The organism is Streptomyces inusitatus, from assembly GCF_014651115.1.
In the GTDB taxonomy this organism is placed as follows: Bacteria; Actinomycetota; Actinomycetes; order Streptomycetales; family Streptomycetaceae; genus Streptomyces; species Streptomyces amakusaensis.
Genome location: NZ_BMWG01000004.1, coordinates 32694 through 58596, shown reverse-complemented (window position 1 = coordinate 58596; position 25903 = coordinate 32694). Strand labels below are relative to the sequence as shown.

The 25903-nt window shown below is 72.9% G+C and carries 6 protein-coding genes and 1 pseudogene; all 7 read right to left on the bottom strand.

Annotated features, from left to right (window positions below; all coding sequences use genetic code 11):
- Positions 1–105: 105 nt before the first annotated feature.
- On the bottom strand, positions 106–1131 hold the full coding sequence (gene gntD, locus IE247_RS09755; protein ID WP_190122592.1) for a guanitoxin biosynthesis L-enduracididine beta-hydroxylase GntD: 1026 nt from the start codon (positions 1129–1131) through the stop codon (positions 106–108).
- A 137-nt stretch (positions 1132–1268) separates the two neighbouring features.
- On the bottom strand, positions 1269–2417 hold the full coding sequence (locus IE247_RS09750) for an acyltransferase family protein (protein ID WP_190122591.1): 1149 nt from the start codon (positions 2415–2417) through the stop codon (positions 1269–1271).
- Between the two features lie 213 nt (positions 2418–2630).
- The gene (locus tag IE247_RS09745; RefSeq protein ID WP_190122590.1) at positions 2631–3803 is read right to left on the bottom strand and encodes an acyltransferase family protein; all 1173 of its coding nucleotides are present in this window, start codon (positions 3801–3803) and stop codon (positions 2631–2633) included.
- A gap of 172 nt (positions 3804–3975) precedes the next feature.
- Positions 3976–5286, bottom strand: a complete 1311-nt coding sequence (locus IE247_RS09740) for an MFS transporter (protein ID WP_190122589.1) — start codon at positions 5284–5286, stop codon at positions 3976–3978.
- A gap of 18 nt (positions 5287–5304) precedes the next feature.
- Positions 5305–6630 carry a serine hydrolase domain-containing protein gene (locus IE247_RS09735; protein WP_190122588.1) on the bottom strand — a complete coding sequence of 442 codons (1326 nt, stop codon included), beginning with the start codon at positions 6628–6630 and terminating at the stop codon, positions 5305–5307.
- Positions 6631–6633: 3 nt separating this feature from the next.
- On the bottom strand, positions 6634–17652 hold the full coding sequence (locus IE247_RS09730; RefSeq protein ID WP_190122587.1) for a non-ribosomal peptide synthetase: 11019 nt from the start codon (positions 17650–17652) through the stop codon (positions 6634–6636).
- Positions 17649–25898 (bottom strand): annotated as a pseudogene (locus IE247_RS09725) (amino acid adenylation domain-containing protein); the annotation flags it as partial. The gene IE247_RS09730 and the pseudogene IE247_RS09725, both read right to left, overlap by 4 nt.
- Between the last annotated feature and the right edge of the window lie 5 nt (positions 25899–25903).

Sequence of the window (25903 nt, the reverse complement as noted above, 5' to 3'; positions counted from 1 at the left end):
GAGCGGCCGACCGCGGGGAAACCCCGTGGTGCCGTGTGATGTACGAGCGGTGCGGGGCACCGGTCGGGCTGCCGGCGTCCCGCGTACGGGGACGGCGTCAGCCGGTCAGTAGATGACGCGGGTGGTGGCGGCCAGCCTGGCCTCGCGCGACTTGCGCAGATCCCGGGCGATGTTGAGCCGCCGCAACCAGCGATCCGTCCCGTCGAAGCGGGCACGGAATGGCTTGCGTCCGTGGACGACACGGTAGTTGTCGATGAAGAGCAGGTCACCGGGGGTGAGGACGACGCCGGACATGGCGTCGTCGATCGCGGCTCCGATGGTGTCCAGCGCCCGCTGCTCCGCCCCGCCCTGGACGCCCCGCATGTAGTGCGGATCGATCCGCAGATAGGGGTCCTCGCGGTCCCCGAAGAGCACGGCGACCGGGTCGGGCGACTCCAGGGCCGAGGCCACGCGCCGCCGGCTGTGCTCGCGCAGCCGGGCGGCGCGGGCGCTCTCGCCCCGCGGGGGTTCGGCGTGGATGCGGTGGGCGTCGTCCGGCAGGATGCGGAACCGCTCCTGCGAGAGGATCTCGCGTGTCGCGTCGTCGATCTGGACATCGGCGATGTCGCAGGCGGTGGTCTCGACGCCGTCCGGGTTGCGCAGACACATCAGTCCGAGATAGTCGGTGCGCAGCGGATGGAAGGCGTCCTCCGTGTGCCAGGTGAGCGTCTCCGCGCTGCCCCAGCCGATCTGTTCGTGCTCGAAGCGCTGGACGGGGTAGACGTCGTGCATGATGAGGCCGTCCTGCTGAGTCGCCCAGCCGATCGGGTCGCCCAGCAGATTGGCCATGAGGTAGAAGGCGATGTCCTGGCGCAGCGAGGTGGACGGCACGGGCTGGTGCCCGCGGTCCGCCGGGGTCGCCCCGAGGGCCGAGTCGTCCACGGCCAGTCCGGTGACGACCAGAATGCCGTCTTTCTCCGTGCTGCGGTATTCGTACACCGCTCGTCGCACGCGACGCGGCAGCTCGTCCGCGTAGAGGCGGCTCTCGGCCTGGAATTCCGCGGACTCCACGGTGTCGAATCGTCGGCCGAGTTCGTCGATCACGGCGTCGATCGCGGCGACATCGCCATCCCGCAGGTGGAGTGTTAGCACTTAACTGTCCTCCAGACAAGGCACCGATTAATTGAATCCGGTGCCGAGCACCTGATTAAGCGAGATCCTTTCGCGTTTCGGCGGTCCGCTCCATAAACTTTACTTCCTAGCTAAATTGCCCTGGCGTTCACACGAAGCTACGTGATCACTTCAGTCACAGGAGTCCGCTTACGCCGGGACCAGCGGCGCATGACCGGCTTCTCCACTCCGTTGTGCAGCACCCACGCGAGCAGCAGGGACACCGCGAAACCGGCGGCGATCAGGGCGATGCCCCCGGGAATGCCCCAGGTGCGGCCCACCAGCTCGCCCTCTTCCTCCGTGTGACCGAGCAGCAGATGGCCGTACTTGAGGACGAGGTTGTGCAAGAGGTAGAAGGCGAAGGAGAGCTCGCCGAACCAGACCATGACCTTGTTGTCGAACGGTGTGCCGCGGCCCCCGGCGTCCGCCACCGCGACCGCCGCCGTCAGCAGGGCGACGGGCAGTACCGTCACCGCGTTCAACCGGTAGAGGAAGGGCACCTGCTGGGCGAGGCCGTACGCGAGCACCACGAGGAGGGAGGCGGGCAGCACCCGCAGCCGTATCCAGGTGCCGGTGAGCACGATTCGCGCCATCAGCATGCCGAGTACACACTCCAGCAGCCGGAACAGCGGGAAGAAGTGCGTGAGCCAGTACTGGCTGGTGGACACCCCGCCCAGGGGCATCCCCGGGGTGTCCGGGAGGACGGCGAGCGCGACGGCCGGCACCAGGGCCACACCGGCGACCATTCCGCCGACCCAGTACCAGAGCCGGTTCGGCCCGATCCTGTGCACGAGCGTGAGCAGCGCCGGAAAGATCGCGTAGAACGCCACGTCCACCACGAGCGACCAGCTCGCACTGTTGCCGGTGTCGGTGAACACCGGGTCGGGCACCCAGGACTGGACGAGGAAGAGCTGGGTGACGGACGGCAGTACACCGACGCCGAGCCCCACCGACGAGAGCAGCGCCAGGGCCAGCACATAGGACACGACATGGTTGGGGAAGACCCGGAAGAAGCGCCGGCGCCAGAACGCGCGCGGGGTGTCGGTGGGCCGGTAGGACCAGGTGATCACAAAGCCGCTCAGCACGAAGAAGAACGAGACGGCCATATAGCCGGTGGTCCCCATCGCGTCGAGGAATCCCCAGCTCACCTCTTCGTCCGTGAAGACGCCTTCAAACGCGGCGTGGGTGAGGAAGACGGGCAGCATGGCCAAGAACCGCAGGCCGGTCAGGGATCTCAGATTCGGGTTGGACTGTGTTGTCGTCTGCATGCGGACCTCTCGCCGAACGGGCGACAGGCGGTGCGGCGCGGGCGCGTGGCAGCAGCGACCGCGTCACTGCCTGCTGATGGATGATCCGGGCGCGGGCGTCGGCGCCCAGCATCCACGGCATGCGCGGACTTCTGGCAGCGGTCGGCCTTGCTCCCCCGTTGCGTCGGAGTTTGGCCGAGATGTTTCGTACTCTCCACACGTTTCGCTTCGTGGTTAAGTTGCCGACGCCTTCGCGGACGAGTGGCCGGTGGCACGTCGCCGACGCCGGGACCAGCGGCGCATCGCGGGCTTCTCCACCCAGGTGTGCAGCAGCCACGCGAGCACCATGGACACCGCGAAGGAGAGGAGGATCACCGCGATGCCGGCCGGGGTGCCCCAGGTGCGGAGCAGCACCTCGCCCGCGGCGTCCTTCGTGCTGACGAGGATGTGCCCGTACTCCAGAAGCACCTGGTGCACCAGGTAGAAGGCGAAGGAGAGCTCACCGAGCCGGACCATGACCTTGTTGTCGAGAGGAGTGCCCCGGCCCTCGGTGTCAGCCACCGCCAGGGCCGCGGTGAGCAGTGCGAGCGGCACGATCAGCACCGCGCTGAGCCGGTAGAGGAAGGGGAGCTGCTGGGCGACCGCGTATGCCACGACCACCAGCGCCGTGGCGGGCAGTACCCGCAGGCCTATCCACTTGCCGGTGAGCACGATCCGGGCGACCAGCATGCCCAGCACACACTCCACGGTGCGGGAGAGCGGAGAGAAGTAGGTGAACCAGTACTGGCTGTGGGAGGCATCGCCCACCGGCATGGCCGGGGTGTCCGGGAGCAGGGTCAGCGCCACCGCGGGGATGGCGATCACCACGAGGACGGTGGCACCGGACCAGTACCACAGACGGTTCGGCCCGATCCTGTTCACCAGCACGAGCAGCACCGGGAAGAGCGCGTAGAACACCACATCGACGCCGAGGGACCAGGTGACGGTGTTGCCGGTGTCGATGAACAGCGGGTCGGGCACCCACGCGTGCACCAGGAAGAGCTGGGAGACGAGGGCCGGGGTGTCGAAGGTCGCGCCCGCCGCGAGCATCAGTGCCAGCGCGAACACATAGACCACGAGGTGGTTGGGGAAGACCCGGAGGGCTCGGCGGCGCCAGAACGCGCGGGCGGTGTCCCCAGGGCGGTGGGACCAGGTGATCACAAAGCCGCTCAGCACGAAGAAGAACGAGACCGCGGCGTATCCGCTGTCGCCCACCGCGTCAAGGAACCCCCAGCTCATGTCCGCGTCGCTGAACACGCCCTCGAACGCGGCATGGGTGAGGAAGACGGGTAACAGTGCCAGGAAGCGCAGTCCGGTCAGGGACCGCAGATTCCGCGGTGCCCGGCTCCGGGGCTGGGGGGTACGCATACGGGACCTCTCGCCGGCCGCGCGGCACACCGCTCGACAGGCCTCGGCCCCCCGCACCGAGGCCGCGCGGAATCTCCAATGGGTGATCTCCGAGCATCGCCGGAATCGTCCGGGCGTTCCATGTTCTTGCCTGTGGAGCTAAGTTGCCTGGTGACGCACGGTGTCACGGCGGTCAGCGGGCGGCGGCGACATCGGGGAACCGCCGGAGGGCGGGGCTCGCGGTCGCCGCCACCGCGATCAGGAGCAGGCATCCGGCACTGATCAGCACGGCCCGTACGCCCCCGCCGGCCACCCCTGCCAGCGCACCGCCGAGAGCCGGCCCCAGCACTCCCGCGCCCCCGGAACAGAACCCGGCGACCGCGCTCATCCGGCCTCGCAGCTCGTCGGGGGTGACGGTCAGCTGATACGTCAGCACCGTGGTGTTGGCGAGCGGGGCGAACAGCGCCATGAGCCCGAGCAGGGCCCCTTGGGGCAGACCGGCGGGTACCACCGCCATCAGGGCGGCGCCCGCGGCGGCGGTCCAGGCGAAGCCGAGGATGATCACAGGCGGCCGGGCGGCGGCGTGCATCCGGGGCGCGAGAAGCCCGCCGAGCAGTCCGCCGACTCCGAGGCAGGCCATCGTCAGACCCAGCTCTCCGGCGCCGACCCGATCCTCGCCCGCGCGCGTGAGCAGCACGATCAGCAGCGCGCTGAAGGCCAGATTCGTGACCGCCATCCAGGCCATCGTGGCGCGGATCACCGGCTGCCCCAGCACCCAGCGGAACCCGGCCGCGAACTCCCGGCCCAGGCCCCCTGCCCGGGGCGCGCCGTACCCGGTCCCGTCGCCCCGCCCGTCCTCCTCTCCTTCCGGGCCGCCGCCGGCCCGTGCCCGGGGCAGCCGGAGGAAGCACAGCGCCACGGACGACAGCGCGAACATGACCGCGTTGGCCGCGAACGGTCCGAGCGGCAGGGCGCTGAAGAGGAACCCGGCGACGCCCGGCCCCACGAGGGTGGCGATGTACGGGCGTGCCGCGTTCCTGGCCACCGCTGTGGAGAGCTGTTCGGGTGGGACCACCCGGGGCAGCGCGGCGTGTTCCGCGGGGTCGAAGATCGAGCCGAGGGAGCCCTCGGCCACCACGACCAGCAGCACGTGCCAGAACGCGTACCGGTCCAGCAGCAGCGCGCCGGCCAGGCTCGCCATGCCCAGCACACGCAGCAGCTGGCACCCCAGCATCAGCCGGCGGCGGTCCCAGCGGTCCGCGATCACTCCGGCCGGCACCACCGAGGCCATGTGGGCGGCGGCCATCGCGGAGGAGGCCAGGCCGAGCTGGAGCGGAGAGCCGTGCCGGGCGAGGATCAGCAGCGGCACGGCGACCGCGGCCATCTCCATGGCCAGCTCGGACATCAGCTGGCTGGACCACAGGATGTTGTAGTGACGGTTGCGGGACAGCGGGACGCTCATGCCGCCGCGTTCCGTCTCCCTGTTCGCGGGGGCCGTGGTCATTCCGGGGCCGTCTCTGTCTCAGCGTCGGGGGGCGAGTCGCCCGGTGATCTGGAGGTAGCCGATCCGCCGGGTGGCGGGATCGGTGACGAAGCGGCCCGGTGACCGGGCGCCGCTGCCCAGCTCCCGCATGATGAAGCGCAGGTCGGCGGAGCACAGCAGCTCCGAGTGCGGCGCCCCGCCGAAGCCCAGCAGCAGTCCGCCGCCCGGGGAGGGCTGGACCACGAACTCGGTGTCGCCGTTGATGTAGCGGCCCAGGCAGTCGTCCTGGAGAGCCTGCCGGACGGGGCCGACGGGCGGCTCGGGCGCGGAACGGTCACCGGCCGACAGGCCCATGGCCCGAAGCCGGGGCACCAGTGCGTCCCACAGCTGGGCGCCGGTGTTTGCGTTGGAGGTCAGCGCGACCGCGGAGCCGTTGGCCGGGTCGAAGCGCAGATGGCAGGAGGTGCCGTCGCCGGTGCCGTTGTGGCCGTAGACATCCGCCGCGCCGTCGTCGAACCTGGCCCAGCCCAGGCCCCAGCCGTCGGCCATGCCGTACGGGCCGATGTCGATCGAGGCGAGCTGGTCGAAGCACATGTCGTCGGCGGTCGCCCGGTCCAGCGGCCTCGGGTCCGGACAGCCGGCGAAGTACAGCCGGGCGAAGTCGATCAGGTCTTCGGCGCTGAGCGCCAGCGCCCCGTTGGGCATCTCGACCTCGGGCAGCTCCTGGACCGCTATCGGCACCACTCGCTCGCGGGCGGCGCGGACGGCGTGCCCGGTGGCCACCGTGCGTCCGGTGCGGTCCGGTCCCACGACGAACGCGGGCCGGGTGCCGAGCGGTTCGAACAGGATGGCGTCGATCGCCTCCTGCCAGCTCATCCCGGTGACCGCCTCGATGAGCCGGCCCACGACGACATAGCCGATGTTCGAGTACGAGAAGACCGTCCCGGGCGGATGCGTGAGATCCACCGCACGGCAGTACCGGGCCACCCACCGGGCACGGTCGCCGTCGGTCGCGTCGGTGCCCTCCGGAACATCGGACGGCAGGCCCGAGGTGTGGCTGAGCAGCTGTCTGAGGGTGACGAGTCCGCCCGCCCCGAACTCCGGAAGCCGCCCTTCCAGCGGTTCATCGAGGTCCACGTCCCCGTCGGCCACCAGGATCATCGCGAGGGCGGCGGTGAACGGCTTGGTCAGCGAGCCGACGGGGAAGGCGGTCGCCCGGTCCACGGGGGCTCCGGAGCCGGTGTCGCGCACACCGGTGTGCACCAGGAACCGCTCCCCCTCGTGGATGACGGCGAGTTGCGCGCCAGGCACCTGATGGCGGGCGGCCAGTTCGGTCAGGAGGCCGTGCAGGCTGTCGTGGTCCATGGATCAACGCTCCGTGAGGTGGCGGGCGATGGCGCGCAGCGCGTCGGCGAAGTCCGCGGCCACCTTGTCGACGGTGGCCCTGTGATGAACATCGCGCGAGAAGTACCAGGTGAAGCGGAGCCGCCCGGAGACCACGGCGCCCACCACCTCCAGCGGGTGCCCGATCGACTCGTCGGGCTGCCGCTCACGGCCGATCGGGTCGCCGAACGTGTGGATCAGCCCGTGCTCCGCGGCGCGCGCGACATCGTCGGCCTGCCCGTGGTAGTTGAAAACCACCTGGGCCGGGGCCCGTGCGGCGAGTGCCGCGCCAGGAGTTCCGGCCGGGCTCAGCCCTCGCAGCGCGCCGTAGCCGAAGCCGTTGCCGGGCAGCGACCGCAGCTGCCGGCGTACCGACCTGATGAGCGCGGGCCAGTCGTCCCGGTGGCCCGCCACGTCCAGGGCGACGGGGTACTCGGTGGTGAACCAGCCGACGGTACGGGAGAGGTCGATGTCGTCGAAGAGGTCTTCCCGGCCGTGGCCCTCGGTGTCGAACACGACCCGGTGCTCGCCCGTCCAGCGGGCCAGAGTGTCGGCGAGAGCGGCGAACAGCACCTCGTGGAAGCGGGTCCGGAACACCCCGGCCGACCGGCGCAGCAGCACCTCACTGAGGTCCTCGGGCAGCTCCACCGTGATGGCCCGCACGGACTCCGCCGTCGCCGGCCCCGAGCCGTCGTGCGGCAGCTCGGTGCCCCGGGGCAGCGCCTGCCAGTACGCGGCCTGCTCGGCGAGGCCGCCGTCGGCGACATGCCGGGCGAGCCGGTGCGCCCAGCGCCCGAACGAGGTGCTCTTGGCCCCCAGCGACACCGGCTTGCCGTCGCGGGCCTGCGCGTAGCCGGTCTCCAGGTCCTCCAGCAGGATCCGCCAGGAGACGCCGTCGACCACGAGATGGTGCGCGGTCAGGAAGAGCGCGGGCCGCTCCCCGGGCCCGAGGACGAACAGCCGGGCCGTGACAGGCGGACCGGCCGCCAGGTCCATCCCGGCATCGGCCTCCGCGGCCAGTTCGTCCATCGCGGCGGCTCGTTGGGACGGCGGCGTCCGCGAGAGGTCGTGCCGGCGCAGGATGTCCACCGGCCGCGACGGGGTGGCGTACTGCCGCCACCTCCCGTCCTCGCGTACGAACCGGGTCCGCAGGGCGTCGTGGTGCTCGATCAGCGCGGTCAGCGCTCGGCGCAGCGCCGCCTCGTCGAGGCCGGTGCGCAGTTCGAGGAAGACCGACTGGGTGAAGTGGTGCGGGGCGAGCGGCTCGGCCGTGAAGTAGTCGCGCTGGATCGGGGTGAGCGGTATCTCGCCCGCCGTCCCGGCGTCGTCTTCGTGCGGGGCGGGGGACTCCTGTGACCGTTCCGCGGCCCGTCGGTCGGCGAGGGCCGCCAGCGGTCCGATGCTCTGGTGGACGAACAGGTCCTTGGTGGTCACCATGAGGCCGGCCCGCCGCATCCGCTGGACCGCCTGGATGCTCAGCAGGGAGTCACCGCCCAGCTGGAAGAAGTTGTCGTCGGTACCGACCTGCGGCACTTCCAGTACGCCGGCCCAGATCTCGGCCAGGGCCCGCTCGGCCCCGGTCCTGGGCGCCCGGTAGGCGGCGGGCGCGAGATCCTCGTCCCGCTCGCCGGGGACCGGGGGCGCGGCCCGCCGCAGGGCCGCGAGCCGCCGCGCCTCCGTCCCGTCCGTCGGCACGATGCCGGCGAGCGCGCCGTGGTCCCGGAGAACGCCGTCGAGCAGCGCATGGAACCGGCCCGCCAGCCGCTCGATCGTGCCGTCGTCGAACAGCGCGGTGCTGTAGCCGATCGCCGCCCGCAGGCCGTCCGGCCCGTCGACGAAGTCGAAGCTGAGGTCGTGGCTGACCTCTTGGCCGGCGAACGGGACCTCGGTCACCGTCAGACCGGGCAGCGCGAGCGGTGCGGCCCGGTCCGTCTCCAGTCCGACGAACACCTCGACCAGGGCGTTGCGGCTGGGGTCACGGCGCGGTCGCAGCACCTCGACCAGCCGGTCGAACGGCATCTCGTGCACGAACGCGTCGAGGACGGTGGCGCGCACCGTGTCGAGGAACTCGCCGAAGGTCAGGCTCTCGTCGACGGTGGAGCGCAGTGCCACCGTGTTGACGAACAGACCGACGATTCCTTCGAGTTCCCGCCGTTCCCGCCCGGCGTCCGAAGTGCCCACGACGATGTCGTCCTGGCCGGTGCAGCGGGCCAGCAGCAGCTGGACCGTCGCGGTGAGCGCCATGAACAGCGTGGCGTCGTGGCGGCGGGCCAGCTCCTTGAGCCCCGCCGCCACCCGCGGCTCGATCTCGATGAGCAGCATCCGGCCGGCGGAGGTGCGGACCGCCGGCCGCGGCCGGTCGGTGGGCAGCTCCAGCGGCCGGACACCGGCCAGCCGCTGCCGCCAGTAGGAGAGGCGGCCGTCCAGTGCCGGCCCGGACAGGATCCGGTGCTGCCAGGCCGCGTAGTCGGCGTAGGAGACCGGCAGCGGCGGCAGGGCGGGCGATGTGCCGTCGAGCGCGGCGGCGTAGTGGACACCGAGCTCCTCGGTGAGCACCCGCATGGAGACACCGTCGGTGGCGATGTGGTGAATGACGAGCAGCAGCAGATGGTCCCGGGGGCCGAGCCGGATCAGTTCAGTGCGCAGGACCGGGCCGTCGGTGAGGCTGAACGGCCGGGCGGCGATGCGTTCGACATGCGCGCGCAGGGCGTCCTCACGGCGCTCCTCGGGCACCCCGGACAGGTCCGTACGGTCCCAGCCGGCCTCGCCCTCGGGGTGCACGATCTGCTCGGCCCCGTCATGGGTGGCCGCGTAGGTGGTGCGCAGCGTCTCGTGCCGGGCGACGAGGCCGGTCAGGGCCTGGCGCAGCGCCGCCGTGTCCAGGTCGCCGTCGAGCCGCAGCCCGGTGATGATGTGGTACTCGCTGCTCTCCGGGTCGAAGTCGTGCAGGAACCACTGCCGCCGCTGGGCGGGGGACAGCGGCAGCGGTGCGCCGCGGTCGGCCGGCTCCAGCGGGATGTCGCCGGCGGCCGTGGTGTCGTCCCGTCCGAGGGCGGCGGAGAGACCGGCCACCGTGGGGGTGTCGAAGAGCTGGCGGGGGGAGGGGGCGAGGCCGAGCGCGGCCCGGATCCGGGAGATGACCCGGATGCTGAGGATCGAGTCGCCGCCCAGGGCGAAGAAGTTGTCGTGCACGCCTACCCGTTCGACGCCCAGCACCTCCTGCCAGATGTCGCGGAGCAGCAGCTCGGTGGCGTCGCGCGGCGCCGTGTGGGGGCGGGTGGCGTCCCGCGCGCCGGCCGGGGCCGGCAGGGCGCGCCGGGCGACGGTGCCGCTCGGTGTCATCGGCAGGGCGTCCAGCACCAGGTACGCGGTGGGGACGGCGGCGGCCGGCAGCCGCTCGGCGGCGAAGGCCCGCAGCTCGGCCGGGTCGGGGGTGTGGCCGGCGACGGGCACGACATAGCCCACCAGGCGGGTCGGCCCGCCGTCGTCCGCGCGGACCGCGGCGGCGGCCGATTCGACCGCGGGGTGGCGGGCCAGTGCCGCTTCCACCTCGCCGAGTTCCACCCGGAAGCCACGGATCTTGACTTGGTCGTCGACCCGGCCGAGGCACTCAAGGTTGCCGTCGGACCGCCAGCGCACGAGGTCGCCGGTCCGGTACATCCGGGCTCCGGGCACCGGCGCGAACGGGTCGTCGAGGAAGCGTTCGGCGGTCAGCTCCGGGCGGCCCAGATAGCCGCGCGACACCCCGTCGCCGCCGATGTAGCACTCGCCGACGACGCCGGCGGGCACCGGGCGCATCCGCTCGTCCAGCACATAGACGCTGGTGTTGGCGAGCGGCCGGCCCACCGGTACGAAGGCGGCGTCGCCCAGCGGGTCGCGGCCGAGCTGGAAGACCGTGGAGTCGACCGTGGTCTCGGTCGAACCGTAGGCATTGGCCAGGATCGTGCCCGGTGCGAGACCTGCCAGGATCTCGGCCGCGGCATCGGCGGACCAGCCCTCGGAGCCCACCATCAGCACCCGCAGCGCGTCCGGTGTGACACCCCGCCAGGCCAGCTCGGCGACCACCGCGCGGGCCAGCGCCGGCACCGTCACCATCAGCTGGGCCCGGCTGCTCAGCAGCAGATCGGTCAGCGCCACCTGGTCGGCGACGGCGTCCTGCGGGCAGATCACCATCGTGCCGCCGAAGAGGGCGGAGAGCAGGAAGTCGCTGAAGAACAGGTCGACGGAGATGCTGGAGACGGACAGTGCGCGCGGCCGCAGCGCGGTGAGCCCGTAGCGCCGGTCCCAGGCGTGCACCATGTGGTGCACATGCCGGTGCTCGACCATGACGCCCTTGGGACGCCCCGTGGTGCCCGAGGTGTAGACGACGTACGCCAGGTCGTCCGGTGCCACGGTGGTGTGCGGCGGCCGGCCGGGCAGCCTCTCCAGCAGCGGAAGATCCCGGTCCAGGCACACTGTCGTCGCGTCGTACCCCGCCGTGCGGTCCAGCAGCCGTTCCTCGGTCACCACGACCGGGACCGCGGCGTCCTCCAGCATGACCTGGAGCCGCTCCGCCGGATAGGCGGGGTCCAGCGGAACGAACGCCGCACCGGCCCGCAGTACGCCCAGCAGCGCCACCACGGCGTCCACTCCTCGGCCGGCGCACACCCCGACCAGCGTGCCGGGCGCCACGCCGAGACCGGCGAGGTGGTGCGCCAGTTGGTTGGCGCGGGTCTCCAGCCGCGCGAATGTCAGCTGCCGGGTGGCATCGCGGACCGCCACCGCGTCCGGGGTGCGGGCGGCCCGTTCGGCGAAGAGCTCGTGCACCGGCCGCGGTGGCGGGAAACCGGCGGCGGTGTCGTTCCACTCGGCGAGGAGCCGGTGGCGTTCGGCCGCGTCGAGCAGCGGCAGATCGTCCACCGGGGTGTCCGGCGCGGTGGCGAGGGCGTCGAGCAGCGTCGCCAGATGCCCGGCCATCCGCTCGACGGTCTCCTCGTCGAACAGGTCCGGGTCGTGGCCGAGGTTCAGATGCAGCTCGCCGTCGAGGTACGCGGTCAGGGTCAGGGCGTAGTTGGTGACCTCGTCGCCCTGGAACGTGCCGATGGTCAGACCGTGCCGGGCGGCGGCAGCGCCGTCGTAGGGGTAGTTCTCGAAGACGACGATGCTGTCGAAGAGGCCGGTGCCGGCCGGCACACCGCTCCAGCGCTGGATCTGCGCCAGCGAGACATGCTCGTACTGCCGTGAGTCGAGCTGCTCGTCCTGGAGCCGTCGCAGCCACTCGGCGGCCGGGGTGCCGTCGACCGCGGTCCGTACCGGCACGGTGTTGATGAACAGCCCGGCCATCGACTCGGCGCCGGGCAGGGTGGCGGGACGGCCGGAGACGGTGATCCCGAAGCAGATGTCGCGCCCGCCGCCGTAGCGCGCCAGCAGTACCGCCCAGGCGCCCTGGACGAGGGTGCTGACGGTCAGCCGCGCCGAGCGGGCCGCCTCGATCAGCCGCCCGGAGCGTTCGGCGGAGAGCCGCAGCCGCACCTCACGGGAGGACCGGGTGCTGTGCGCCTTCACCGGCTGCCGGTCGTAGGGCAGCGGCGTGGGCACGGTGAAGTCCTCGACCAACGACCGCCAGTGCTCCTCGGCGGCCGGCCGGTCCTGTTCGGCGAGCCAGCCCACATAGTCGCGGTACGCGCGGCGGACCGGGGCCGGGGCGCGGGGCCCTCCGGTGAGCGCCGCGTACTGTGCGCACACCTCTGACAGCAGTCCGGCGAAGCTCCAGCCGTCCATCAGGATGTGGTGCGAGGTCCAGTACATCTGGACGGCGCTGTCGGTGAGCCGGACGAGGGTCAGCCGCAGCGCGGGGGCCTCGGCCAGATCGATGACGGTCTCCTCGCGCCGTTCCCACAGCCGGTCCAGGGCGGCCCGCCGGTCCTGCTCGCCGAGGGACCGCAGATCGTGGTGGGTCACCGGCACCCGGGCCGCGGAGCGCACCACTTGCAGGGGCTCCGCGACGTCCTGCCAGACGACGGCGGTGCGCAGTGCGGGGGTCCGGTCGACGATCCGCTGCCAGGCCGATGCCAGCGCACCGGGGTCGGTGACGCCGTCCACCCGGACGCCGAAGTGCCCGGTGTACGGGTCGCGTCCGGACTCGCTCAGCGCGTGGAAGAGCATGCCGCTCTGCATCGGGGTGAGCGGATAGATGTCCTCGACCGCTCGGCCGTCGCCGGCGATCCGGTCGACGGTGGCCTGGTCGAGGGCGGCGAGGGGGAAGTCGGACGGGGTCGCGCCGCCGGAGCCGGGGGAGGCGCAGTGCGCCACGATCGCTTCCAGGGCCGCCATGAAGCCCGCCGCGAGCCGTTCGACGGTCTCCCGGCGGTGCCGGTTCTCCGAGTACGTCCAGTGGAACTCCAGCCGGCCGCCGGTGACCACTCCGTTGATCTCCAGCAGCTGGGCACGGCGCTGGCCGTCGGCCCGCTCGGCGCCCTCGCTGGTGAGCAGTGTCCGGGCGAGTCCGGTGCGGTCGCCGGAGACGTCCAGCCGGCCCAGGTAGTTGAAGCTGACCTCGGGTTCCGGGCCGTCCTCCAGCGGGGAGCCCGGCCCGGCCAGGTAACGCAGCGCGCCGTGGCCGATCCCGTTGCGCGGCACCGCGCGCAGCTGCTCCTTGACGCTCTTGAGGACCGTTCCCCAGTCGCGGTCGTCCGGCATGTTCAGGGCGAGGGGGAAGAGGGTGGTGAACCAGCCGACGGTGCGGCTGAGATCCACCCCGTCGAAGAGCTCCTCACGGCCGTGGCTCTCAAGGGCGATGAACACCCGCGCGCCGCCCGTCCAGTCGGCCAGGACCCGGCCCAGCGCGCTGAGCAGCACATCGTTGATCCGGGTGCGGTAGGCCTCGGGGACCTGCCGCAGCAGGGCCTCGGTGCCATCGGCGGACAGGCGGGCGGAGACGGTGCGGGCCGACCCCGCGGTGTTCCCGCCGGGCGCCCCGCGCGCCCCGGGAGGGCCGGGGAGTCTGCCGGTGTCGACGGGGAGCGGGGCTGCCCGCCGGCCCTCCTCCCGCACGGCCTCCCAGTACGGCAGTTCACCGTCGAACCCGCCGTCCGCGACGTACCGCGACAGTCGGCGCGACCAGTCGCGGAACGAGGTGGTCCGGGGTCCCGGGACGATCGGCAGGCCGGCCGCCGCCCGGCGGTAGCCGGTCTCCAGGTCGGCCAGCAGGACACGCCAGGACATGCTGTCGACGACGAGGTGGTGCGCGACGAGGTAGAGCCGTGGCGGCCGGGCGCCGCCGAGAGTGAACAGCCGGGCCCTCAGCAGCGGCCCCTCGGACAGCCGGAAGCCGCGCTGCGCCGCGTCGACGGCCGCCGCCATCGCGGCGTCCTGGTCCTCGTGGGAGACGCCGGACAGATCGAGGTGATCGAGGTCGTCGAGGATCCGGCCGCTCTCGGCCGGGGCGCTGTGAAGCCGCCACCGCCCGTCCTCGGCCACGGCGCGCAGCCGCAGCGCGTCATGCTGTTCGGTCAGTGCGGCCAGCGCGGCGCGCAGCGCCGAGGAGTCGGTGTCCTCGGCCAGCTCCAGGTACAGCGACTGGTTGAACTGCTCCAGGCTGTCGCCGAGAGTGGCGAAGAACCAGTGCTGGATGGGGGTGGGCGGCAGCTCACCGGTGACCGGGCCGCCGTCCGCCGAACCCCGCGGGGCGTCCGTCTCGAAGACGGCTTCGGCGGCGAGATCGGCGATGGTCTGCCGCAGGAAGGTCTGCTTGGCGGTGAGCCGCAGTCCGGCGGCGCGGGCTCGCGCCACCACCTGGAGGCTGAGGATGGAGTCGCCGCCGAGATCGAAGAAATTGTCCTCCACACCGATGTCGGCGACGCCCAGTACTTCCGCCCAGACGCCTTTCAGCGTCTCCTCCGCCGGGGTGCGCGGAGCGACCCGTGCGCTGCCCTCGCCGCGCCGGAAGTCGGGCGCGGGCAGCGCCCGCCGGTCGATCTTGCCGTTGGCGTTCAGCGGCAGTCTCTCCAGCAGGACGACGACCGAGGGCACCATGTACTCGGGCAGCGCCTCGCGGGCGAAATCCCGCAGCGCCCCCGGGTCGGGCGCGGCCGGGCGGGCCGGTACGGCGTAGGCCACCAGGCGGCGGGTGCCCCGTTCGTCCTGGTGCACCGCGGCGGCTGCCGCGCCGACGCCGTCGTGGCGGGACAGCACGGCCTCGACCTCGCCGAGCTCGATCCGGAAGCCGCGCAGTTTGACCTGGTCGTCGGTGCGGCCCAGATGGTCGAGGTCGCCGTCGGCCAGCCAGCGGGCGCGGTCGCCGGTGCGGTACATCCGGCTGCCGGGCGGGCCGTACGGATCGGCGACGAAGCGCTCGGCGGTCAGCGCGGACCGCCCGAGGTAGCCGCGGGCCAGCGCCGCGCCGGCGAGGTAGACCTCGCCGGGGACCCCGGCCGGCACCGGCCGCAACCGGTCGTCGAGGACGCTGACCCGGACGCCGGGGAGCGGGCGGCCGATGGGGACCGAGTCGCCGTCGGCGGTGTCCGAGGTCAGCGGGGCGCTCATGCTGGCGCAGACCGTGGACTCGGTGGGCCCATAGGCGTTGATCATGCGGTGATGGGCGGACCAGGCACGGGCCACCGCGGGCGGGCAGGCTTCGCCCGCCACGATCAGCGTCAGGTCTTCCGGCAGCGTCCCCGGGGTGAGCGCGGACAGCGCGCCGGGCGGCAGGGTCACATGGGTGACCCGGTGCTCGGCCAGCACATCGGCCAGCGGCTGCCCGGGCAGGATCCGCTCCTGACCGACGACGACCAGCGCACCGCCGGACAGCAGCGCCATGCCCAGCTCGGAGAAGGCCGCGTCGAAGCCGAGCGAGGCGAACGACAGCACCCGCGCGCCACGGCCGGTGCCGAAGTGCGTCGACTGCGCCGCGACGAGGCCGTGCACACCGGTGTGGGTGACCACCACGCCCTTGGGGCGGCCGGTGGAGCCCGAGGTGTAGGTGATGTACGCCGGGTGGCCCGGCAGCAGCGGGGTGGGGAGTTCGGCGGCCTCCAGCGGAGTGCCGGGCAGCTGTCCGGCGGCGGCTCGGGTGTCCGTGTCGTCCAGAGACAGCGCGGGCGCGCCGAGTTCCGTACCGCCGCCGAACCCGGCTGAGGTCAGCACCAGCAGCGGGCGGGCGTCCTCGACCATCAGCCGGTTTCGTTCCGCGGGGCTCTTGGGGTCCAACGGCAGATAGGCCGAACCGGTCTTCAGGATCGCCAGGATCGCCGCGACCATCCGCGCGGAGCGGGGCAGCGCCACCGCCACCAGCGTCTCCGGACCGGCCCCCCGTGCCAGCAGCAGCCGCGCCCACCGGTTGGTGAGGTCGTCCAGCCCGGCGTAGCTGAGCGTCTCCTCGTCGCAGACCAGCGCGTCCGCGTCAGGGGTCCGCGCGACCTGTGCCGCGAACAGCTCCGGTACGGTGCGGGGCTCCCGGCCGGGCCCGGAGTGCGGCCACTCCTCGGTCACCCGCCGGTGCTCGGCGGCCGGCAGTGCGGACAGCCGTGCCATCGGGACGCCGGGCCGGCGGGTCAGCTCCTGGAGCAGGGTGACCAGCTGCGCCGCCATCCGGGCCGCGGAGTCCGCGGCGAACAGGTCCGTGTTGTAGGTGAGATGGCCCTCCAGCAGGTCGCCGCTCTCGATGAAGTCGAACGACATGTCCATGCTGGAGGCGACCACCGGCGGCGGCATCTCCTCGATGCGCAGCCCGGGCGGCTCCGTGCCGGTCCGCGGGGTGTTGTGCAGATTGACCGCGACCTCGGCCAGCGGCGGGCGGCTGGGGTCTCGCTCCGGGCGCAGCGCCTCGACGACCCGCTGGAACGGCACGTCCTCGTGGGCGAAGGCCTCCAGGACCGTCATGCGCACCGCTCGCAGCAACTCGGCGAACGACCGAGTCTCGTCGATCCGGGACCGCAGGACCAGGTTGTTGACGAAGAAGCCGATCAGATTCTCGGTCTCGGTCCGGCCGCGCCCGGCCGCCGCGGTGCCCACCGCGAGGTCCCGGCTGCCCGACCAGCGCGACAGCAGGAGCTGGACCGCGGCGACCAGCGTCATGAACAGGGTGGCGCTGTGCTCCCGGCCCAGCTCCCGCAGGCGCGCGGCGGCCTCCGGGGGGATCTCGAAGGAGTGCTGCGCGCCGGCGCTGGTGCGCACCGGTGGCCGCTGCCGGGTCGTCGGCAGATCGAGCGGGGCCAGTCCGGCCAGCTCCCGCCGCCAGTGGTCGAGCCCCTCGCGCAGCCGCGCGGAGGTCAGCCGGTCGCGCTGCCAGACGGCGACATCGCGGTAGTCCACCGGCAGTCGGGGCAGCGCGGCGGGCTCGCCCCGCACCGTCGCGGCGTAGTGGGCGGTCAGTTCGCCGGTGAGCACGCCCATCGACCAGCCGTCGGTCACGATGTGGTGCATGGCCAGCACGAGGACATGGTCGTCGGCCGCCAGCCGGATCAGGTGCGTTCGCAGCGGCGGCCCGCCGCGCAGGTCGAAGGGGTGCCGGGCCTCGTGCAGCAGCAGCGTCTTGAGCGCGTCGTCCCGCTCGTCCCCCGCCGCCGAAAGGTCGACGAGCGGCAGCGGTGTCCGTTCGGGCGGACGCACGGTCTGCTCGGCATGCCCTTCGCGGGAGCCGAAGGTGGTGCGGAGCGCGTCGTGCCGGGCGACGATCCCGGTCAGTGCCCCGGACAGCGCGCCGAGATCGAGGTCACCGCGCAGCCGCAGCGCGCGCAGGGTGTTGTACTCGCTGCTGTCCGGTTCCAGTTCATACAGGTACCAGAGGCGCTCCTGGGCGGGTGAGAGCGCGACCGGTCCGTCGTGTCCGAGGCGCGGGATGGTGTCCGCGCCGGCCCGGCCGGCGAGCCGGGCGCGCAGCAGCTCCTGTACATGGGCCGGCAGCGCGGCGGCGCGCTCGGCGCGTGAGGCCGGGGTGGCCGGGGTGGCGCGTGAGGCCGGGGTGGCGGGGGTCGCGGGGGTCGCGGGGGTCGGGCCGTCGGGCAGGTCCGCTGCGGAGCTGGTCATAGGGAGCCGCCTCCGACGGCTTCTTCCAACTGCGCCAGGATCTTCTCCTCCAGGCGCTCGGCGAGATCGGCGATGGTGGGGGCGTCGAAGAAGTCACGGGGCGAGACGTCCACGGCGAACCTGCCGCGGATCCGCGACATCAGTCGCAGGCTGATGATGGAGTCGCCGCCGAGGTCGAAGAAGCTGTCCTCGACCCCGATCCGTTCACACCCCAGCAGCTCCCCCCAGATGAGTGCCAGGGCCTCTTCCGTCGGGGTCCGGGGCGGGACATGGCCGGCGGCGCCCGGGCCGGCCCGGCCCGGTGCCGGCAGCGCCCGCGCGTCGACCTTGCCGGTGGGGCCGAGCGGCAGTTCCTCCAGGGCGACCAGGGCCGATGGCACCATGTAGCCGGGGAGGTGGACGCCCAGGGCGGCCAGCAGTGCGGCGCTCTCCGGGGCAGCACGGCCCTCGTCCGGCACGATGTAGCCGACCAGCCGTTTGTGGCCGGTGCCGTCGTCCCTGGCGATCACGACCGCCTCGGCGACGCCGGGCTGTCGCAGCAGCGCGCTCTCCACCTCGGCGGGCTCGACCCGGTAGCCGCGGATCTTGACCTGGGCGTCCGTCCGTCCGGCGAACTCCAGCTGTCCTTTGGGGGTCCAGCGGATCAGGTCACCGGTTCGGTAGAGGCGGGATCCCGGCGGGCCGAACGGATCGGCGACGAACCGCTCGGCGGTCAGCGCGGGCCGCCCGAGGTAACCGCGGGCCAGGCCGGCGCCGCCGATGTAGAGCTCGCCGGTGACCCCGACCGGGACCACGGCCAGCCGCTCGTCGAGGACGTAGAAGCGGGTGTTGGGCACCGGTGGCCCGAGCGGCACCCGGTGCACGGCGGCCTCGGGGTCGACCCGGTGCAGGGCGACGGACAGGGTCGCCTCGCTGGGCCCGTAGATATTGAACAGCCGGCGTCCCCGTGCCCATTCGCGGGCGAGCTCGGGCGCGAGCACATCCCCGGCGAGCCCCAGGCTGCGTACGCCGGGCAGCGTCGCGGCGTCCAGTACGGCGGCCACGGCCGGCGGCAGTGTCAGTGCGGTGATCTCCTCGGCGCGCAACTGCTCGGCGAGGCGGGCCGGGCTCCGGCGGGCCTCGGGGTCCGCGATGACGAGGGTGGCACCGGCGGTCAGGGTCAGGAAGACCTCCCAGACGCCGCCGTCGAAGCTCATTGTGTAGAACTGCAGCATCCGGCCGCCGGGGCCCAGGCCGTAGAGCCGGCCGGCCTCGGTGACGATGTTGAACAGCGAGCGGTGTTCCACCATCACCCCCTTGGGGCGGCCGGTGGAGCCCGAGGTGTAGGTGACGTAGGCCAGGTCGCCGGCGTCCCCGCCGGCCGCCGGAGCGGTGGTGGGGCGCGCCCCGACGACCGCCGCGTCCCGGTCCAGGCACACCACGTGGGCGTCCGTCCGCGGCAGCCGGGCGAGCAGATGTTCTTGGGTGAGCAGGACCGGGGGGCGCGACTCGGCCAGCATGGCGGCGACCCGTTCGGCGGGGAACTCGGGATCGAGCGGCACATACGCGGCGCCCGCCTTGAGCGTGCCGAGGATGGCCACGACGACCTCCGCGCTCCGCTCGACGGCGATGCCGACCAGGGTGTCCCGTCCCGCGCCGGCGGCGCGCAGATGGTGTGCCAGTTGGTTGGCGCGGCGGTCCAGCTCGCCGTAGGTCAGCCGCCGTGCGCCGTCGACGACGGCGACCGCGTCCGGCCGTGCCTGTGCCCGCTCGGCGACGACCGTGTCCAGCCGGCGGTCGATCGGGTGGGCCGAGGCGGTGTCGGTCCAGGTGTGCAGGAGGGTGTGCCGCTCGGCCTCGGTGAGCATGGGCAGCTCGCCGACCCGGCGGCCGGGGTCGCGGGCGGTCTCCTCCAGCAGGGTGCGCAGATGGCCGACGAGCCGCTCCACGGTGTGCGCGTCGAACAGCGCGGTGTCGTAGCGCAGCAGCACCTTCAGCTCGTCGGCGAGCTGGACGATGACGTTCAGCGGGTAGTTGGAGGTGTTGCTGGCCTCGATGTCGCCGAGCCGCAGCCCGTAGTCCGCGGGACCGAGGTCGGCCGGGAAGTTCTCGAAGGCCACGACGCTGTCGAACAGTCCGCCGGGCGCCCGCTCCGGCGCCCATGACCGCACCTGGGCGAGCGAGACCCGCTCATGGGCGCGCGCCTCGGCCTGCTCGTTCTGCACCCGCCTCAGCCAGGCCGTCAGCTCGCTGTCCGGGTCGACGCGGATCCGCACCGGCAGGGTGTTGATGAACAGACCGATCACCGATTCCGCGTCCGCCAGCTCGTCGGGCCGGCCGGCGACCGTGGCGCCGAACAGCACGTCCCGCTCACCGCTGTGGCGGGCCAGCAGCAGCGCCCACAAGCCCTGCACCACGGTGTTCACCGTCACTCCGGCCCGCTTCGCCGCGGCTGCCAGCCGGCCGGTCGCCCCGGCCGGCAGCCGCAGCTCCCGCGCGGCGTCGGGGGCGGCCTGGTGGGCGTCGGGGCGCGTCCGGTCATACGGCAGGGGGGTGGGCGACTCACGGCCGGCGAGCGCGGCCCTCCAGTACTTCTCGGCGGCGGTCGTGTCCTGCCCCGCCAGCCAGCCGACGAACTCGGCGTAGGTGCGGCGCTGTCGCGGGGTGTACGGGGTGCCGTCGGCGAGCGCGGCGTACTCACCGAGCACCTCGGACAGGACCTGCGCGACGCTCCAGCCGTCCAGCAGCAGATGGTGGAACGTCCACACCAGCCGGACCCGGTCGCCGCCCAGACGGGCGACGGCGACCCGGGCGAGCGGCGCGGTGTGCAGATCGAGGCCGCGCGCGCGGTCCTGGGCCAGATACCGCTCCAGGGCCTGCTGCCGCCCAGTCTCGTCCAGGGCCGTCCAGTCGAGCCGGGCCACCGGTACACGTACGCCGGTGCGCACGACCTGGAGCGGTTCGGCCAGGCCGTCCCAGACCAGCGAGGTGCGCAGTACGGGGGTGCGGTCGGTCACCCGCTGCCAGGCGGTGGCGAGCAGGTCCGGTTCGCGGATGCCGTCCAGCGGGAAGTGGAACTGTTCGACGTACATGCCGTGTTCGGCGTGCATCAGGTTGTGGAAGAGCAGCCCGCTCTGCATCGGGGTCAGCGGGTAGGCGTCCTCGGCCGAGCCGTCCCCGGTCAGCCGCCGTACCCCGGCCGGGTCCAGGCCGCTGAGCGCGAACGGCGGGACGGACGGTGCGGGGCCGGTGGCCACCCCCGTCGGTTCCACGGTCACAACGGCGCTCAGCGCCGCGATGGTCTGCCGCTGGAGGAGGTCCTTGGGCGCCATCCGCAGTCCGGCCCGGCGGGCCTGCGCGGCGGTCCGCAGACCGCTGATCGAATCGCCGCCGAGGTCGAAGAAGTTGTCTTGGACGCCGACCCGCTCGACGCCGAGCACCTCCGCCCAGGCGGCGGCCAGGGCCTCCTCTATCTCATTGCCGGGCGCCACGTATTCGGCGTCCTCCCCGCCGGCCGGAGCGGGTTCGGGCAGCGCCTGCCGGTCGATCTTGCCGTTCGCGGTCAGCGGCAGTGCGTCGAGCAGCACGAAGGAGGACGGGACCATGTACTCCGGCAGTACGGAGGCGACGTATCCGGCGAGCTCCTCCTGGCCGGGCGCGGTGGCGCGGTCGGCGACGAGATAGGCGACCAGCGACCGGCGGCCCGGGGACGGCTCCCGGACAGTGACGAACACCTGGGAGAACTCCTCGCGGCGGGCCAGAACGCTCTCGATCTCGCCGAGCTCGATGCGGTAGCCGCGCAGTTTGACCTGGTCGTCGAGTCGGCCGAGGAAGTCCAGGGTGCCGTCCGGCAGCCATCGCACGATGTCGCCGGTGCGGTACATCCGGGTCCCAGGAGGCCCGAAGGGGCAGCCCACGAAGCGTTCCGCCGTCAGAGCGGGGCGGCCCAGATAGCCCCGGGCCAGACCCGCGCCCGCCAGGTACAGCTCGCCGGGGACTCCGACGGGCGCCGGGCGCAGCCGGTCGTCGAGAACGTAGGCGGCGGTGTTGTGCAGCGGGGTGCCGATGACCGGCAGTCCGGCCGGCGCGCCGGGCCCGGCCGGTTCGACCCTCGCCCGGGTCGCGGCCACCGTCGCCTCGGCGGGCCCGTACGCGTTCACCAGGGTGAACGGCAGCCCGGGCCGCGGCCTGCGGCGCAGCGAGTCGCCGATGACCAGGACAGTGCGCAGCCGGGTGGTGGTGATCGCCGGTATGTCCAGCAGGGATTCGATGCGCGGGGTCGGCAGATAGGCGACTGTGGTGCCGGTCTCCGCGAACCACTCCACCAGCGCTGTCGGATCGTCCAGCGTTTCCTGGTCGGGCTGGTCCACGCGGGCGCCCGCGCACAGATACGGCCACACCTCGCCGACCGCGACGTCGAAGGCCAGGCCGACCACGGACGATCCACGGTCCTCGGGGCCGATCCTCAGCGCGTCGTTGTGCCAGGCGCAGTAGTCGGTCAGTGCGCCGTGCGGCACCGCGACGCCCTTGGGGCGGCCGGTGGACCCGGAGGTGTAGACGATGTAGGCGAGGTCGTCGGGCCCGGTCTCCACCAGGGGGTCGCTCTCGGGATACCGGGCGATCTCCGGCCCCGCGGCGTCGAGGTCGATGATCTGTGCCGGGGAAGCCGGGGAAGCCGGGGAAGAGGACAGCCGCGCGGCCGGCCCAGCGGAGGTCAGCAGCACGAGGGTGGCGGTCTCCGTCAGGAGCTGCCCGAGCCGCGCCGGCGGAATGTCCGGATCGGTCGGCACATACGCGCCGCCGGCCTTGAGCACCGCGAGCATGGCCACGATCAGCTGTGGCCTGCGCTCCAGGTTCAGCACCACGGGGGTGCCCCGGACGACGCCGAGAGAGATGAGGTGGTGTGCCAGCCGGTTGGCATCGGCGTCCAGCCGGGCGTAGGTGAGGGTCCGCTCGCGATGGGTGACGGCGGGCGCGTCCGGGGCCGTGCGGGCCCGTTCGGCGAACTGGCGGTGCACACCGAGCGTCGTCGGCAGTGCGGTCGCGGTGTCGTTCCAGCCGGTCAGCAGGGTGTCGCGTTCGTCCGCCGTCAGCAGTGGCAGATCGCGCACCTGGCGCGCCGGATCCGCGCACACTCCCGCCAGCAGCACCCGCAGATGGCCCGCCAGCCGCTCGACCGTCGTGGCGTCGAAGAGATCGGTGTTGTACTCGACCGTCACCTCCAGTGCCCCGGCCCGCTCGGTGCAGTCCACGGTGAGGTCGAACATCGCGGCCGGGCGTGGCAGTGCGACGGCCGTGGTGCGCAGCCCGGCGAATTCCCCGGTGCCGGCCGGGGCGTTCTGCAGCAGCAGCATCGCCTGGACCAGCGGGGTACGGCTCGGATCACGCTCGACGCCGAGCGCGTCCACCAGCCTGTCGAACGGGAGGTCCCGGTGGGCGAAGGCCCCGAGTACCGTCTCGCGCACCTCGCCGAGGAGCGCGTGGAACGGCAGCTCGCCGCGTACGTCGGAGCGGAGCACCACGGTGTTGATGAACGCTCCGACCAGCTGCTCGACCTGGGGGTGGTCACGGCCGGAGACCACGGTGCCCAGGGCGATGTCCCGCTGGCCGGAGTAGCGCGCGAACAGGGCCTGGAGCGCGGCGGTCAGGGTCATGAAGAGCGTGGCACCGTGGGCGGCGCCCAGTTCCTTGAGGTCGGCGACGTGCCGGCGGCCGAGGGTGAAGCGGTGCGCCGCGCCGGCCGAGGTCTTCAGCGCCGGGCGGGGCCGGTCGGTGGGCAGTTGCAGCGGTGCCGCCCCTGCCAGCCGCGTGCGCCAGTACTCGATCTGGGGCGCCAGCCGGCCGTTGTCCATGGTGGCGCGCTGCCAGGCCGCGTAGTCGCCGTAGCCGACCGGCAGCGGCTCCGCCTCGGCGGGCTCGCCGCGGCGCGCGGCGGCATAGCGCGCGCTCAGCTCGTCGGTGATCAGCCCCGTCGACCAGCCGTCGGTGGCGAGGTGATGCGCTCCGATCACCAGGACGTGATCGCGTTCGCCGCGGCGGATCAGCAGCACCCGCAGGACCGGGCCGGTGGCCAGGTCGAAGGGCCGGGCGACCTCCTCCGTCAGCAGCCGTCGCTGTGCGGCCTCCGCTTCGTCGTCGGTCGGCGCGGAGAGGTCCGTCACGGTCAGCGGGACCGGGAAGCCCTCGGCCGGGGCGATGACGGCGGCGGGGTGGCCGCCGTGGGAGACGACGGTGGTCCGCAGCGGTTCGTGGCGGGCGATCAGTCCAGCGAGGGCGGTGCGCAGCGCCGGGACGTCGAGGGGGCCGCGCAGCCGCAGCGCGGTGTGGACGTTGTACTCGGCCTCTCCGGGGTCGAGTTCGTGGAAGAGCCAGAACCGCTGCTGCGTGAAGGAGAGCGGCGGTGCTCCGGTGCGGGGTGCCGCCGGTATGCGCTCCGGGGCGTCCGCCGTGGCCCGGGCGGGGTGTGCAGCCAGTGCCCGGACGGTGGGGGCGGCGAAGAACTCCGCGGCCGTCAGCCGCGGCCCCGGGCCGGCGCGCATCCGCGACAGGACCCGCACCACGGACAGCGAGTCGCCGCCGAGTTCGAAGAAGTCGTCGTCGGCACCGATCCACTCGATCCCGAGCACCTCGCGCCAGATGTCGGCCAGTGCCTCCTCCGTGGCGCCCCGCGGGGCCGCGTAGTCGGCGTCGACGCTGTCCCGGCGGGTGGGCGCGGGCAGCGCCCGGCGGTCCAGCTTGCCGTTGGCGGTGAGCGGGAAGGCCGGCATGACGTGGAACGCGGTGGGGATCATATGTCCCGGCAGCCGGGCGGCCAGCGCGGACCGCAGCCGGGACGGGGTGGGGCGGGCGGAGCCGGCCGGCACGACGTACGCCACCAGTCTGCGTCCGCCCGCCCCCTCGTCGCGGACCACCACGGCGGCCTGGTCGACCGAGGCGTCCCGGGTCAGCGCGGCCGAGATCTCGCCCGGTTCGATCCGGAACCCGCGGATCTTCACCTGGTCGTCTCCGCGCCGGAGGTATTCGAGGCCACCGTCCGGCAGCGACCGCACCAGGTCGCCCGAGCGGTACATACGGGCCCCGGGCGGGCCGAACGGACAGGCGACAAAACGCTCCGCGGTCAGCCCCGGCCGGCCCGCGTAGTTGCGCGCGAGCCCGGGACCGGCCACGTACAGCTCTCCCTCCGCGCCTGCCGGTACGGGCCTCAGATCGTCGTCCAGCACATGGAAGGCCAGGTCGGGGATGGCGACGCCGATGGCGCTGCCGGTGGCACGGGCCGCGGCATCGCGGTCCAGTGCGAGGTAGGAGGAGTGCACCGTGGTCTCGGTGATGCCGTACATGTTGACCAGCGTCGGCGCGCGGTCGTCGTGGCGCTCGTACCAGTCGGCGAGCTTCCCGAGGTCCAGCGGCTCGCCGGCGAACACCACGTGGCGCAGCGCGAGTCGGGCTCCGAGCGCGGGGTCCTCCCGGTCGGCGGCCATGAGCTGGTAGAACGCCGACGGCGTCTGGTTGAGGACGGTGACCCGTTCCTCGACCAGGAGGCGCAGGAAGTCGGCGGGGGCGCGGGTGACGGCGCGCGGGACGACGACCAGCTTGCCGCCGTGGAGCAACGCGCCCCAGATCTCCCAGACCGACACGTCGAAGGCGAAGGAGTGGAACAGCGGCCAGACGTCCCGCTCGTCGAAGTCGTACCAGTGGGCGGTGGAGGAGAGCAGCCGACTCACATTGCTGTGGGGGACCACCACGCCCTTCGGCCGGCCGGTCGAGCCGGAGGTGTAGATGATGTAGGCGGGGTTCTCCGGGGAGCGCGGGACGTGCGGGCGGCGCTCCCCGGCCCGCTCCTGCTCCTGCTCCTGCTCCTGCTCCTGCTCCTGGTTGTACTCGTCCTCGTACTCGTCCAGGATCAGCCAGTCGGTCGAGGCGAGAGTGTCCGGGGACGGCAGCCCGGCGCGCACTCCGGCGGTCGTGATCGTCGTCACCGGGCCCGCGTCGCCGAGGAGGTGGGCGATGCGGTCGGCCGGGTAATCCGGGTCGATCGGGACGTAGCCGGCACCGGACTTGAGTACGGCGAGGATGGCCACGATCATCTCGGTGGAGCGGGTCAGCAGCAGTGCGACGAACCGCTCGGGCCCCGCCCCGCGACCGGCCAGCACATCGGCCAGCCGCTCCGCACGGGCGTCGAGTTCCCGGTAGCTCACCGACCGGCCCTCGGACACCACCGCGACACGGTCCGGCGTCCTCGCGGCCTGCTCGGCGAATAATTCGTCCAGGTGCC

Coding starts and splice junctions, on each gene's coding strand:
- IE247_RS09750 (WP_190122591.1), bottom strand. CDS start 2,417: ATGCAGACGACAACACAGTCCAACCCGAATCTGAGATCCCTGACCGGC.
- IE247_RS09745 (WP_190122590.1), bottom strand. CDS start 3,803: ATGCGTACCCCCCAGCCCCGGAGCCGGGCACCGCGGAATCTGCGGTCC.
- IE247_RS09740 (WP_190122589.1), bottom strand. CDS start 5,286: ATGACCACGGCCCCCGCGAACAGGGAGACGGAACGCGGCGGCATGAGC.
- IE247_RS09735 (WP_190122588.1), bottom strand. CDS start 6,630: ATGGACCACGACAGCCTGCACGGCCTCCTGACCGAACTGGCCGCCCGC.
- IE247_RS09730 (WP_190122587.1), bottom strand. CDS start 17,652: ATGACCAGCTCCGCAGCGGACCTGCCCGACGGCCCGACCCCCGCGACC.